17 protein-coding genes are annotated in these 11,874 nt (G+C 37.4%); 8 read left to right on the top strand and 9 right to left on the bottom strand.

Going from position 1 to position 11,874, the window contains the following annotated elements; all coding sequences use genetic code 11:
• Position 1: 1 nt before the first annotated feature.
• Positions 2–637 carry a LysE/ArgO family amino acid transporter gene (locus tag ABMA78_RS09330; RefSeq protein WP_392859340.1) on the bottom strand — a complete coding sequence of 212 codons (636 nt, stop codon included), beginning with the start codon at positions 635–637 and terminating at the stop codon, positions 2–4.
• A 95-nt stretch (positions 638–732) separates the two neighbouring features.
• On the opposite strand from ABMA78_RS09330, the gene ABMA78_RS09325 reads away from it, so the two are divergent.
• Complete coding sequence (locus ABMA78_RS09325; protein WP_392859338.1) at positions 733–1,605, top strand: ArgP/LysG family DNA-binding transcriptional regulator; 873 nt, start codon at positions 733–735, stop codon at positions 1,603–1,605.
• Here the strand turns inward: ABMA78_RS09325 and ABMA78_RS09320 are convergent.
• Positions 1,600–2,862: an ABC1 kinase family protein gene (locus ABMA78_RS09320; protein WP_392859337.1), complete on the bottom strand. Its 1,263-nt coding sequence runs from the start codon at positions 2,860–2,862 to the stop codon at positions 1,600–1,602. The genes ABMA78_RS09325 and ABMA78_RS09320 overlap by 6 nt on opposite strands.
• A gap of 37 nt (positions 2,863–2,899) precedes the next feature.
• Between ABMA78_RS09320 and ABMA78_RS09315 the strand changes: the two genes are divergently transcribed.
• From ABMA78_RS09315 to ABMA78_RS09305, 3 genes are all read left to right on the top strand, one after another.
• Positions 2,900–3,655 (top strand): SDR family NAD(P)-dependent oxidoreductase, encoded by a 756-nt coding sequence (locus ABMA78_RS09315; RefSeq protein ID WP_392859334.1) that lies wholly within the window; start codon positions 2,900–2,902, stop codon positions 3,653–3,655.
• Positions 3,649–4,287, top strand: coding sequence for a flavin reductase family protein (locus tag ABMA78_RS09310; RefSeq protein ID WP_392859332.1), 639 nt, complete (start codon positions 3,649–3,651; stop codon positions 4,285–4,287). Before ABMA78_RS09315 ends, ABMA78_RS09310 begins: the two co-directional genes overlap by 7 nt.
• 135 nt (positions 4,288–4,422) lie before the next feature.
• Positions 4,423–4,776 carry a hypothetical protein gene (locus tag ABMA78_RS09305; RefSeq protein WP_392859329.1) on the top strand — a complete coding sequence of 118 codons (354 nt, stop codon included), beginning with the start codon at positions 4,423–4,425 and terminating at the stop codon, positions 4,774–4,776.
• Positions 4,777–4,842: 66 nt separating this feature from the next.
• On the opposite strand, the gene ABMA78_RS09300 is transcribed toward ABMA78_RS09305, so the two are convergent.
• The gene (locus tag ABMA78_RS09300) at positions 4,843–5,136 is read right to left on the bottom strand and encodes a DUF6172 family protein (protein ID WP_392859327.1); all 294 of its coding nucleotides are present in this window, start codon (positions 5,134–5,136) and stop codon (positions 4,843–4,845) included.
• Positions 5,137–5,254: 118 nt separating this feature from the next.
• Here ABMA78_RS09300 and ABMA78_RS09295 point away from each other — a divergent pair, with 118 nt between their 5' ends.
• Complete coding sequence (locus ABMA78_RS09295; RefSeq protein ID WP_392859325.1) at positions 5,255–5,695, top strand: methylglyoxal synthase; 441 nt, start codon at positions 5,255–5,257, stop codon at positions 5,693–5,695.
• Here ABMA78_RS09295 and ABMA78_RS09290 read toward each other — a convergent pair.
• The gene (locus tag ABMA78_RS09290; protein ID WP_392859322.1) at positions 5,688–6,518 is read right to left on the bottom strand and encodes a hypothetical protein; all 831 of its coding nucleotides are present in this window, start codon (positions 6,516–6,518) and stop codon (positions 5,688–5,690) included. The genes ABMA78_RS09295 and ABMA78_RS09290 overlap by 8 nt on opposite strands.
• A gap of 17 nt (positions 6,519–6,535) precedes the next feature.
• Positions 6,536–7,003, bottom strand: a complete 468-nt coding sequence (locus ABMA78_RS09285) for a hypothetical protein (RefSeq protein ID WP_392859320.1) — start codon at positions 7,001–7,003, stop codon at positions 6,536–6,538.
• An 80-nt stretch (positions 7,004–7,083) separates the two neighbouring features.
• Between ABMA78_RS09285 and ABMA78_RS09280 the strand changes: the two genes are divergently transcribed.
• Entirely contained in the window at positions 7,084–7,869 is a 786-nt protein-coding gene (locus ABMA78_RS09280) for a TrkA C-terminal domain-containing protein (RefSeq protein ID WP_392859317.1), read from the top strand.
• On the opposite strand, the gene ABMA78_RS09275 is transcribed toward ABMA78_RS09280, so the two are convergent.
• Together ABMA78_RS09275 and ABMA78_RS09270 are read right to left on the bottom strand one after the other, a co-directional pair.
• The gene (locus ABMA78_RS09275; protein ID WP_392859314.1) at positions 7,866–9,026 is read right to left on the bottom strand and encodes an NnrS family protein; all 1,161 of its coding nucleotides are present in this window, start codon (positions 9,024–9,026) and stop codon (positions 7,866–7,868) included. The genes ABMA78_RS09280 and ABMA78_RS09275 overlap by 4 nt on opposite strands.
• 13 nt (positions 9,027–9,039) lie before the next feature.
• Positions 9,040–9,405 (bottom strand): group 1 truncated hemoglobin, encoded by a 366-nt coding sequence (locus tag ABMA78_RS09270; RefSeq protein WP_392859312.1) that lies wholly within the window; start codon positions 9,403–9,405, stop codon positions 9,040–9,042.
• Positions 9,406–9,484: 79 nt separating this feature from the next.
• Between ABMA78_RS09270 and ABMA78_RS09265 the strand changes: the two genes are divergently transcribed.
• A complete protein-coding gene (locus ABMA78_RS09265; protein ID WP_392859310.1) occupies positions 9,485–9,919 on the top strand; it encodes an RrF2 family transcriptional regulator in 435 nt (144 codons plus the stop codon).
• Here ABMA78_RS09265 and ABMA78_RS09260 read toward each other — a convergent pair.
• Positions 9,903–10,244, bottom strand: coding sequence for a MerR family transcriptional regulator (locus tag ABMA78_RS09260; RefSeq protein ID WP_392859307.1), 342 nt, complete (start codon positions 10,242–10,244; stop codon positions 9,903–9,905). The genes ABMA78_RS09265 and ABMA78_RS09260 overlap by 17 nt on opposite strands.
• Positions 10,245–10,322: 78 nt before the next feature.
• Here ABMA78_RS09260 and ABMA78_RS09255 point away from each other — a divergent pair, with 78 nt between their 5' ends.
• Positions 10,323–11,159, top strand: coding sequence for an MBL fold metallo-hydrolase (locus ABMA78_RS09255; RefSeq protein WP_392859305.1), 837 nt, complete (start codon positions 10,323–10,325; stop codon positions 11,157–11,159).
• 2 nt (positions 11,160–11,161) lie between these two features.
• On the opposite strand, the gene ABMA78_RS09250 is transcribed toward ABMA78_RS09255, so the two are convergent.
• Positions 11,162–11,764, bottom strand: a complete 603-nt coding sequence (locus tag ABMA78_RS09250; protein ID WP_392859303.1) for a trimeric intracellular cation channel family protein — start codon at positions 11,762–11,764, stop codon at positions 11,162–11,164.
• Positions 11,765–11,874: the final 110 nt, after the last annotated feature.

The raw sequence follows: 11,874 nt of genomic DNA, 5'->3' as shown, positions 1-11,874 counted from the left end.
CCTAAGACATCAATTGAATAAACTCTGTTACCGACTCTGTACCTAGTTTATGTGCAAGATATCCTAAAACGATAGCTGTTGCTAGAGACGAAATTCTTAAGTTCTTCTCTTTAGTTAAGATATGAGAGAACTTAGAAGAGAATGTAACAAGAAAGTAGAACCATACAATTGAAAATACACCTGCGCCTAAGCCAAAAAGAAAACGGTGTTGAACAAGATCAAAACGAGTCGAGTAACCGCCGATCAAAAAGAAGGCATCGATATAGACGTGAGGATTAAGAAGCGTAAAGCTTAGCGTCGTTAAAATCACAATTCGACGAGAAAGAGCAAATTTCTTACTCTCTTGAGTTTCCTTCACACCTTTTACAGAATCAATAAGTTTCATTACTGCATAGTAAAGTAGAAAGGAAGCACCAAGAAGCCCGATACCGACTTTAAACTCAACTGTTTTTACAAGCATCCCTGAGACACCAAGAACGGCCAATAGAATAAGGGCCATATCACAGACAGAACAAATAGCTGCTGCTAAATAATGATTCTTCTTTTTTGTCCCAATATCAATAAGAAATAGGTTCTGTGCACCTAATGCCAGAATGAGACTTGCCTGCAATAAAAAACCTTGAGTAAAAAATTCCATAAAACCTGCTCCTGAGGCGTAATTTAATGCAAACCGTGATATAAGTTAAATTAATCTTTTTAATTATTAATTAGTAAAACTTATGAGAGTAAATAATGATTGATTACCATGCACTAAGGGCCTTACAGGCCGTCATTGAATATCAAAGCTTTGAGCTTGCCTCTAAGGCCATTGGCATCTCACAGTCAGCAGTGACTCAACGTATTCAAAACTTTGAATCTTTCCTCGGGACAAAATTACTAATTCGAAAGACACCCTACCGTGCAACAGAAAAAGGAAAGTCTTATTTAAATCTCTTACGTAAGGTGACAAGCTTAGAGAATGAGATGCTAGAAGATGACGACATCAAAAAGGCAAAGCCAACACTAAAGATCGCCATGAACCGCGACAGTCTGGATCTCTTCTTTCACGATGTCTTAACAGACAGCAAAGTCTCACAAGTTTTAACACTACAAATTATTGCTGATGACCAAGACAATACACTGAAGTACTTAAAGAGTGGTCAGGTTGATATGTGTATTAGCTCTGAGAAGAAGCCACTTCCTAATCACACATCCACTCACCTTGGAGATATGGTCTACTCTCTTGTTTGTTCGAAGAAGTTCTATAAAGAATATTTTAGTGAAGGTGTGAACAAGAAAACTCTTTCAGAAGCTCCTCTTGTCGTCTTTGATAAGTATGATAAGGCCCAACACACTTATCTAAAAGAAAACTTTAAAGTCGATAAGCTGACAAAAATTAACCTTATGCCATCTGTTTCAAGCTTTAAAAAAGCAATCCTTGGAGGATATGGCTATGGGCTCCTGCCCTTTATTGATATGGAAAAAGAAATGAAAAAGAGAAAATTTGTACAACTTAATCCCTCTAAGGATTTTAGCGTTTCACTTTTTCTACATCAATGGGAGTATCAAAGAGAGCATATTAAACTCTTTAATGAGAAGCTAATTAAGGCCGCACAAAAATTATAAGCATTCATCAAGTAATGCTCGCACATCAAAACGTGCTCCAAGCTTTTGTAGAACAAAGAAGACCCCACCAATCTTGCGATCGAGGAAAACGGTATGCCTTGAAGGGTTACCGACAGCTACTTCTTTCATTAGCAGAGGCGCCATCTCCATGACCTTGTCCGCAACATTTGAGCTCCCCCAGTCATAGACCCCACCCTGAAAAGGTGCTGCAATAACTTTGGCATATTCCCAAAAGAAGTCTTCATTAGTTTTCTTACTCTTTGATAGGTACTCCATCTCATAAAGATTTGAAAAGAATAGTTCGCGGTCAAGATTTGCACAGGCAATGATTAGAGTCCGATAACCTTTTAAGAAATTATCTGGTGGAGTTTTTGAGGCACCAAAGTCGATTAGGCCCCAACGATTATTTGGTAGTAGAATATAATTTCCCATATGAACATCAGTCTGTACTTTTTTGAATTGAAAAAGCTCTAAGAACATCAGTCTCATAAAGTCTCTTCCAAGTTCATCTCGATCTTCTTGAGATAAGTTCAATTGATCGATCTCTCTTAAGCTATGACCTTCGAGATATTCCATCGTTAAAACTCGCTCATTACTAAAGTCTTCCAAAACTTCAGGAATTTTGTATTGTGGATAATCCTTGAGCATTTCACGAAACTCATTTATTGACTTGGCCTCTGCCTGGTAATCAGTTTCAAGAAAGAGCATTTCTTCAATTTCAGAATAAATTTCTTTTAAATCCACTTCCTTGGGAATGACATTCAAAAGCTTCATTAACATCTTTAACGCCTTCACATCATTCTTGATGGCCTTACGTACACCCTTGTACTGAATCTTCATGGCATAATCAATTCCGTTAAAGTGTGCCAGGTGAACTTGCCCGAGGCTTGCCGCTGCTATTGGTTTCTCTTGAATATCAAGTTCTTCTAAGAACTCTTTCGGTAGCTGTTCTTTGATTTGATCCCACTCTAAATAGTAGGACTGACTCTCTAATTGTTTTAAAACTTTTTGCGCCTCAGGAGGAAGAAATGCACTTGCATAAGTTGATAGAAGTTGTCCGGCCTTCATTAAAGAGCCCTTCATCACCCCTAACTCATTTACAATGAGTTCAACATGAGGCCCAATACCGCCACTCAATTTATTTTTTAAATCTTCATTGCGTTTAGACCAAACGTCCTTTCCCATCTTGAGGGCAAGCTTTGCAACGCCGACTTGTCTTGAAATGAACTTATTTTTTATTTTATTTATTTTCTTCATTGGCCTTCTTATTCTAGCATTAACTAAAGGAGAAAGGATGAATTTTCGACTCAATAATTGTCAGCACGCTCTAATTATTGGAGCTGGCCATGGAATTGGACTTGGGATAGTGCAAAATTTGCTAGAGAATTACTCAGGTATCTCTATAAAGGCAACTTATCGAAGAAAAGGTCATGCCTTAGAGTTATTAGACCTAAAGAAACAATTTCCAACAAGACTTGAGGTAATAGAACTGAATCCAACAAAAGAAGAACAGATAAGTGCCTTTGCCCAAGAGCATACTGATAGCTCCTTTGATTTAATAATTAACAGCGTAGGCCTTCTTCATACAAAAAAAATCTCCCCGGAAAAAGCTTTACGTGAATTTGATCCTGATACCTTTCTTGAACTCATAAGAGTTAATGCCATAGTCACTCCACTGCTAGCAAAGTACCTTGAAAGGAACTTAAGCGACTCTCCTGGCCTCTTTGCTACAGTTTCGGCAAAAGTAGGAAGTATCGAAGATAATAAAATTGGTGGTTGGTATAGCTATCGCGCTTCAAAAGCTGCTCTCAATATGCTTATAAAAAATATTGCCATTGAATTCGAAAGAAAGAGAAAGAAGTGTCTTGTTCTTGCCATTCACCCAGGGACTACTAGAACAGACTTGTCAGAACCATTTATTGATAGAACCTCCTATATAATTCACGAGACACATGAAACCGCTTCCAATATACTTAATATTATAAATAATAGAGAACTTAGTGAAACTGGAAAGTTTCTATCTTGGGACGGCGGAGAAATTCCATGGTAACGACAACAATTAAAGACACTGACTTTAAAAACTTTGATGAAAGAAAAAGAATAAAATTCATTAATGCTTTATCTGGTTTTAAGTCAGCGAATCTTGTAGGAACAATCAATAATGAAGGACAAACAAACCTATCGATTATTAGTTCCCTCGTTCATCTAGGCGCATCCCCTGCACTTATTGGACTCGTTATTAGACCTGATATCGCCAGAAGAGATACACTAGAGAATATTCGAGAAAATGGTTTCTTCACAATTAATCATGTTAATAAATCAATAGTCGAAAAGGCCCATCAAACGAGTGCTCGCTATCCTCAAGACCAAAGTGAGTTTGATGCCTGTGACCTAAGTGAAGAGTATAAAGACGACTTCCTTGCACCCTTTGTCTTAGAAGCAAATATAAAGATGGCCATTAAATTTGTGCGTGAAATTAAAATTGAGGAGAATGGTACTCATTTTTTAATTGGAGAAATTAAAAGTGTACACTTGCCACAAGATTGCCTCGAAGAAGATGGTCATATCGATATTCATAAGGCGGGAACAATTTGTGTATCTGGTTTAGACTCTTACTTTAGCACAGTCCCATTAGGTCGTCTAAGCTATGCAAAAGCCGATCGCCCACCAAGCTGGTTATAGACAAAAATAAAAAAAATTCCTAGCTAGCATTGACACTACTTTTTTTGCTACCATTATTTTATCACGAGAGGTAAATATTTAATTTTTCAACCTCTAAAGAATCTTTTTTACTACAAACCGTATCAAGGAGACTTTATGTTTAAGAAAACTAATTTATGTGATTTTTCAAAACCTTCATTTTCAGAATTTGGCATTGAATTAGCGCCAAAGCAGTATCAGAAAATTAAAACACGACTGGATAGACTTATGGATCGCTGTCCTATTTATAGTCACTATCAACTTAAATTCAAAAAGCATGAATCAAATTACATAGGTCAGCTCAGTATCAAGTCCTATACCAAGAACTTTCATGCAAAGAAAGTTGCACATACCCCATATCATGCAATTCTACTTCTTGAAGAGGCTATTGATGAGCAATTATTAACATGGAAAAGAGAAAGATTTAGTAAAAGCTTAGCAAGTAACTTACGTGGACCACAAGTCGCGTAATTTATCCCTTGGCAAAACTCCTGGTATCTCCAGGAACCTTAACTGGTTCCTGGAACTTAGTATTTTCTATTTATCTAAACGACGAGTACGGCGGGCCTGCTTTGCCATAATCTCAAGATAGAAAGACTCGGCTTTTTCACTAACCATTAAATCAATATTCTTATTGATCTCTTTCTCGTGAATCTCTTTAGCGGCCTCTTCTGAAGTACCAATACGACAGTCAAAATCCCAAAAGTCAGCACCTTCAGGTAATTCCTTCTTGCGCTCTCTTTTAATATATTTCTTAACTTCAAATTTTATCTTATCCGCAACTCTTTCTGGAGCGCGCTTTTCGTCTACTAACTTAAACGTCTTCTTCACTTTTATCTCACTTTTTTAAACTAATAGGAGCTTTTAGCATGGAATAACTCGGAAAACACTCTATTAATGATCACTAAGTTCACTTTACTTAAATAAAGTGTGAGAATAGAATAATACTATGAAGAAAAAGACCATCGCCCTTGTGGCCCACGATAGTAGAAAGAATGACCTTATCCAATGGACTCTGGAACACAAAGATAAACTCGTCAATTACAACCTTTGTGCCACTGGAACGACAGGAAGACTCTTAGAGGAAAAGCTAGGGATCAATATTCATAAGTACTTAAGTGGACCAATTGGTGGAGACTTTCAAATTGGTAGTGCCATAGTTGAAGGTAGCGTTGATATGCTGATCTTTTTTTGGGACCCATTGGAATCCATGGCACATGATCCAGATATTAAGGCCTTATTAAGAATTGCAACACTCTATAATATTCCCATGGCCTGTAATCAAACAAGTGCTGATTACTTCATTAATTCAAGCTTAATGGACACGGAGTATGAGCGAAAGCTTTCCGTACTTAATCATTATAATCAAGCACGAAAAGATATTAATTAAAGAAGTCCATATACACCTTAAACCAAGGTGTTTCTCCAAATCTCTCGACGACCTTATCAAAGAAGACTTCTACACCTTCTTCAGTAAGCCCCATTTGATCATATGAGAGTTGCTCATAGAGATTCATAATAAGACTTGGCGAAAAGGAATCCATAAGCTTTTCAAGATAGGCCAGCCCATGCTGTGGATTTCGAGTTAAAAGATAGTCATAAATAGATAATCTTTTTATATCACAGGCCTCAGGTGAGCGTTTTTGAATACTTAGGCCATTATCAAAGTGATGCCACTGAGGCGTCCTATCATTTACTGTGCGAATACATAGAGTTACTGTTGGATTTTGTTCATGAAGCACTCGATGAGAGAACTCAAGTCCTCTTTTAATCTCACGAATATCACCCTTTACAAGAGTTTCATCAATTACACATTCAATTTGGCTTGTATAAATATCAGGAAAGAACTCTTCTTTCTTATGAACCTTAAACACTTCATGTCTTGACTCCCCTGCTACGACTTGAAAAGCACCACAGAAAGAGTGAGAGTGAATAGAAGTATCTAGAGTCTGCCAAAAATAAAGATCAACGACAAAGTGTCCATTATTAAAGATGGTAACAGGAGGCTGTCCAAATCCATTATATACATTTACTTGTTCTGGCAAAGTTTCTTGCTCTAAACTCCACTGCGCGATAAATGACTCTAGCTCTTCAAGCTCAAAATCGAATTTCGACTTTATGAGAAATTCAGTACACACTTTTGAAAAGTCTTCGGCCGTAGGTTTTAGGGCTTCAATTTCTTTTCCAATATTCAAAAGGTCTTTAATATTCATTTGTTTTCTCACTACTTTTAAATACGAGTAAAGCTACACTTTCTCGACTTTTTAAAATATTGTCCATCTCGGCTACGTCCACTATAGACTCTTAGATAATCCATTTGCTCACCTTCGACCTTAAGTACTCCTACACCTTGAGCATTAGAAGTTTGATTGCGATCCTTCATCCACTGGACGCGGTCAACATTGAAATAGAGACTTTTCCTATCGGCTCCCCAGTAGAGATTATGAACATTAAATGTCTTTTCAAATTTATTCTCATACTGTTCACTATAAGGCCTACCAATTTTATAATCCATTCCATAAAAATTGATATGCTCACAACTTTGCTGTCTTACATGAAGTTTTTCCATCTTCACTGTACCATCGCGATCACACATTCCCTCCCAAGTACCAGCAAGGTCTGGACAACTTGCCCATGTTGGCAATGTTGAAAGTGTGAGTAAACAAAGAGCTGTCAATTTTAGCTTGAGATAATTCATAAGACTTCCTTAAGTATATTTAAGTTCATTTATAGATAAGTTTAGCTGGTTTTTCTCTATAATGGAAAGTGGAGTTTATCATGCTGGCCCTACTAACTTTAACGATCATACTATTTACATCAATTACTGTTGTAAAAGTAGCAACAAAGATCTTAGTTTTAACTGGCCTAAGTGACGAAGTTGCAAGATTTCAAGCAAAGTCAGCTCTTACAGGAACAGGGTATACGACCAGTGAATCCGAGAGTCTTGTCAATCACCCACTAAGAAGACGCGTACTAAGCTTTCTTATGACAATTAGTAATGTGGGAATCATCTCCGTTATCTCAACGGCCATCTTATCATTTGTAAATATCGATACGACGGTTCAAGGTCTTAGCCGCTTCGCTATCGCAGTCTGCTTATTTTCAATTATTATTTATATAACTCAGAGTAGCTTCTTTAATAAATGGCTCAATAAAAAACTAAAAAAATATCTCAATAAACTCTCTAATGTCGAACTCGTGGACTACGCAAACTTACTTCACCTAGGTGATCGCTTTGGCATTGGCGAAGTCTATGTTTCTGATAAGCACTGGTTTGCCAATAAGAATGTTCGAGAACTCTCTCTACCAAGAGAAGGCCTTATCGTCCTGGGAGTTCAAGTTGCAAATGGTGAGTATCTAGGGCTTCCCTCAAAAGACTATGTCATCACTCCTGGAGATACGGCCATTCTTTATGGGAGAGCTGACATGTTAACTGAAATTAGCACTAGAACTGCTGATATTGGTGACAATGAGAGAAAAGAGGCCATGGAAAAATTAGTGGAAATAAAAAAAGAAGAAAAGGAGAAAGAAGAAGAAATCGTTGAAACGAGAGAGGCCAGTTAATACTCTCTAGCATCTGGCCTTTCTGAAGTTAAAATAACAAAGTACCTCAAAACAAAGATCAAGAAACCAAAACACCATAAGGCAGCTGCAAAATACAAGCTAGTGAAATAGTGTTGTGATGAAACCATAGGAATTATAGAACGTGTTAAGGCCCCTGCAATAATCAATAAATAAGAAAGCTTCGTCCATGAATCCGCTATAATTTTTCGGCCAGTATGCCCCAGAGAAACGCGAGTCATTATCCCAATGGCAACAATCGCTAGTCCTCCTGCTAGTAGCATGTGCAAGGCTGCATTTGTATGACTGATACGTATATCGAAAATTCCAATCAATCTTAAGATCAGCTCTAAATTTATACACCCAATCCCAATATGAAGAATAAAGAGAATCGGAATACTTTTCGTTGATAAGGGATGCCACAAAAGCTGTCTAAAAAGGTTCGAGATAATTGCAATAATAAGGATTGAAATATACGCTACAGATGGGTTCATAAGATCCCAAAAAAATGACAGGAGTAGAACAGACCCTAAGCTTAGCAGATTAAGCCACTTAGGAATATCAATCTTAGTATTAGGAATTTTACTTCTCGTAAAAAATGGGATGACTCTTCCAGCTATCAGTAGAATAATAAAGCGTATTAGGCCAATCGCAACGTCCCTTCCATAATCAGCAATGGCCGCTTCTGAATATAAATTTCCCCAAGTATGTAAAAAGTTAGAAAATGTGAACCCCAATAATATTGGAATAAAGACATATTTTTGCTTTGGAAATTTTTGTAACTTTCTAAAAAGCATAAGTAGAAGCGCTGGAAAGAAAAGATTTAAAGCAATAAGTAGTGCAGGCCCTGAGAGAGGTAAAAAATATGAGAAGCGCTCAACAAGCCACAATAGAAGTAAAACAACGAGGGCCTTTCCTTGATATGGCCTTGAGCCCGTCCAATTGGCACTGGCCGTAAGTAGAAACCCAGCAATGAGAGCACCAGTGAACCCAAAGAGCATTTCATGAGAATGCCAAAAGAGAGAACTTAAGTTAAGGACTGGAACTTCAATATGTCCCAGATAAGTCAAAACCCAAATAATGGGGTTAAGGGCCGCAATTAATCCGGCCATGATAAAAAATGGCCTAAAACTAATTGAAAATAGTGGTCTTAACCCCATCACTTCTCTCTGCCTATTTAAGAAGTACGTCGGCCCTAGTCGACTCAGCAATTGCTGCTGCTTCTTGTATTAGCTCATCTGCCACACCCAGCTCTTGTAAAGTAGCACCAAGGTTTTCAACAACAGCATCAAAGTGCTCATCATTTAGACCTTGGGCAACTAGGGCCTCGTGTGCTTCTCTCATTCCCTTTCCGTCATAAGTATTTGGGCCACCAAAAGCATATGTTAAGAACATGATCTGCTTTCTTCTTTGTGCGGCCATATCAATCCCCTCAAAGAAGTGCTTAATACGTGTATCTGCTAAAACTTTATTATAAAAAACATCCACAGCTGCATTAACAGCATCTCTACCACCTATTCTTTCAAATAATTTTGACATAATATCTCCTTAATATATATCTAAAATACATATTATGTATGCTAGACTTAAATGGTATTAAAGTAAACAGGAAATTAATATGCGTTTGGCCAGTTTTACAGATTACAGTCTAAGAGTTCTTTTATATATCGCCACAAAGGGCGATGAACGCTCTACTGTGGGTGAAATTGCAGATAAGTATAAGATTTCTCGTAATCACTTAGTAAAGGTTGTTCATAATCTTTCATCAATGGGAATCATTGACTCGTATAAAGGAAAAGGCGGAGGCATCACTCTGTCTAGTGCTCCAGATCAAATTGTCATTGGAAATTTAGTACGTGAACTAGAAGAAGACTCTCCCCTTGTGGAGTGCTTTGGAAGTAATGGCGGCTGCATTATTAGTCCTGCGTGCAAGTTAAAAGGTGCGCTAATGATAGCGCAAAACCAATTCTACGAAGCATTGAATGCCTATACTCTGGCCGATCTTCTTACTAATAAGGACAGGCTTGTGGATATTTTTAAAGCGGACAATTAGAATCCAGAAGTCCCCTAATATTCTTTTGAAACTTTCTAATCACCTTAATTTGATTATCCAATTGAGTCAGCTTTTCTTCTAATTGCTTTCTAAGTCGCCCATTTGGTTTTCTTGTTGCTAGAACTTTTGCCATCGACTTAATTTCTGCAAGAGAGAATCCAAGTTCCTTGGCCTGAACAATGAGTTTTAGTAAATCAACAGCTTCCTCAGGATAAACGCGGTAACCATTACCACTTCTTCTTGGAACTAATAATTCAACCTTCTCATAATAGCGTATTGCTGATGAAGGTATCCCCGTTTGCTTAGATAAATCACCTATTTTCATTTTTTCTCTCCGACGCTTGACCTTAAAGTATAGTTTAAGGTTTATACTAGTCTAAACTGATAACAAAAAGGAAAACAAGTGAAATATCTTATCACTCTCTTAATTGCACTTAATATATTTGCCGCCAGCGAAGGCCCTCGTTTTTCAATTATTCAAACGGGTACTGCTAAGACTCTTGAAGCCTTAATATATGAGAAAGGAAGCCTCTTTAAGACAATGATGGTTAATCACGCAGGTTTTCTTATTGAAAATAAGGGAAGGTATATTCTTTTTGAGACAGGTTTAGGAAATGAAGTCGATCATCAGTTTGATAAAGATATGTCTTGGTGGACAAGGCCACTCTTTGCCTATAACAAACTCGATTCAATAAAGGAGCAACTTAAAGATAATTATCAAATTGAAAATATCATTTTATCCCATGCCCACTGGGATCATGCCAGTGGCCTCGTTGATTATCCAACGACAACAACCCTAGTAAGCCCTGAAGAAATGGAAGAAATTGAGCACCCTATTGCCAATAGAACATTTCCTTCGCAATTTAAAGGAACAAAGACGAAACCATTTAAGTGGAAGCAAGAAAGCTATCTTGGATTTGATAAATACTATGACGTCTTTGGGGATAATAAAGTCATCATTGTTCCATTATTTGGACACACGCATGGCTCTCTTGGCCTAATTCTAAATGGAGCGAATAAGAAGTACTTCTTTGTTGGTGATGCTATCTGGACTACTAGACAGCTCTCCCCAATTCAAAATAAACCATTCATTTCATCTAAGCTTGTTGATACAGACAAAGAAGTGGCCCAAAAGAAAATTAAAATTGTAAAGAGTATGCAAGAAGAAGGATTCATTATTATCCCAACCCATGACTACTACGTTCATGAATCACTTGGCCACTATCCAAAGTGGAACTAGCTTTACTCTTTCATTGTTGGCAGTTTTAAACCGAATTTAATGGCCCCATATCTAAGAACAAAAGTAGTTATGATAACGGTTATTGCAGGAAAAATTGGCTCAAGATCAACGTCAGACAATAGAATAAAAACGAGAGATGAGATCGCGGCCACCGTTGCATATAATTCTTTTTGGTAGAGAATTGAAAGTTCCCCACTAAAGGCAGAGCGTAAGATACCACCTAAAACAGCAGTGATGACACCCATAAGAAGAGCAGTCTCATTATTAAAGCCTAGTAGTAAAGTCTTTTGAGTTCCGATGACAACAAAGAAGCCAAGTCCTAGTGTATCGAGGAAGAGCAAGAGAGAGCTCTGGCGCTCATAGAACTTTCTCATAAAGAATGTTGAAAGTGTCGCAATGATAATAATATAGAGGTAAGTTGTATTTTGCGTCCAAAAAACAGGTTCATCAATAATAAGGTCTCGAACTGTCCCGCCTCCAACTGCAGTTAGAAAAGCTAAGAATAGCATTCCAAAGAGATCAAGTTTTGACTTGCCTCCTACTGACGCGCCAGTAACAGCAAATGCAAATGTTCCAAGGTAATCAATATAGATAAATTCATTCATTATAACTTCCTTAGATTGGAGTTTAGCATAAATTTCAAGAAATTTTACTTTTAGAATTAACCAACGACATCTGTTTATCCCCTTATAATTAAGAATAGAAAAATCTTAAC

It is taken from the genome of Halobacteriovorax sp. RZ-2 (assembly GCF_043196685.1).
In the GTDB taxonomy this organism is placed as follows: domain Bacteria; phylum Bdellovibrionota; class Bacteriovoracia; order Bacteriovoracales; family Bacteriovoracaceae; genus Halobacteriovorax_A.
The sequence above is the reverse complement of the archived record's forward strand: the minus strand, read 5'-3'. Positions and strand labels throughout refer to the sequence as shown.

Coding starts and splice junctions, on each gene's coding strand:
- ABMA78_RS09330 (WP_392859340.1), bottom strand. CDS start 637: ATGGAATTTTTTACTCAAGGTTTTTTATTGCAGGCAAGTCTCATTCTG.
- ABMA78_RS09325 (WP_392859338.1), top strand. CDS start 733: ATGATTGATTACCATGCACTAAGGGCCTTACAGGCCGTCATTGAATAT.
- ABMA78_RS09320 (WP_392859337.1), bottom strand. CDS start 2,862: ATGAAGAAAATAAATAAAATAAAAAATAAGTTCATTTCAAGACAAGTC.
- ABMA78_RS09315 (WP_392859334.1), top strand. CDS start 2,900: ATGAATTTTCGACTCAATAATTGTCAGCACGCTCTAATTATTGGAGCT.
- ABMA78_RS09310 (WP_392859332.1), top strand. CDS start 3,649: ATGGTAACGACAACAATTAAAGACACTGACTTTAAAAACTTTGATGAA.
- ABMA78_RS09305 (WP_392859329.1), top strand. CDS start 4,423: ATGTTTAAGAAAACTAATTTATGTGATTTTTCAAAACCTTCATTTTCA.
- ABMA78_RS09295 (WP_392859325.1), top strand. CDS start 5,255: ATGAAGAAAAAGACCATCGCCCTTGTGGCCCACGATAGTAGAAAGAAT.
- ABMA78_RS09290 (WP_392859322.1), bottom strand. CDS start 6,518: ATGAATATTAAAGACCTTTTGAATATTGGAAAAGAAATTGAAGCCCTA.
- ABMA78_RS09285 (WP_392859320.1), bottom strand. CDS start 7,003: ATGAATTATCTCAAGCTAAAATTGACAGCTCTTTGTTTACTCACACTT.
- ABMA78_RS09280 (WP_392859317.1), top strand. CDS start 7,084: ATGCTGGCCCTACTAACTTTAACGATCATACTATTTACATCAATTACT.
- ABMA78_RS09275 (WP_392859314.1), bottom strand. CDS start 9,026: ATGGGGTTAAGACCACTATTTTCAATTAGTTTTAGGCCATTTTTTATC.
- ABMA78_RS09270 (WP_392859312.1), bottom strand. CDS start 9,405: ATGTCAAAATTATTTGAAAGAATAGGTGGTAGAGATGCTGTTAATGCA.
- ABMA78_RS09265 (WP_392859310.1), top strand. CDS start 9,485: ATGCGTTTGGCCAGTTTTACAGATTACAGTCTAAGAGTTCTTTTATAT.
- ABMA78_RS09260 (WP_392859307.1), bottom strand. CDS start 10,244: ATGAAAATAGGTGATTTATCTAAGCAAACGGGGATACCTTCATCAGCA.
- ABMA78_RS09250 (WP_392859303.1), bottom strand. CDS start 11,764: ATGAATGAATTTATCTATATTGATTACCTTGGAACATTTGCATTTGCT.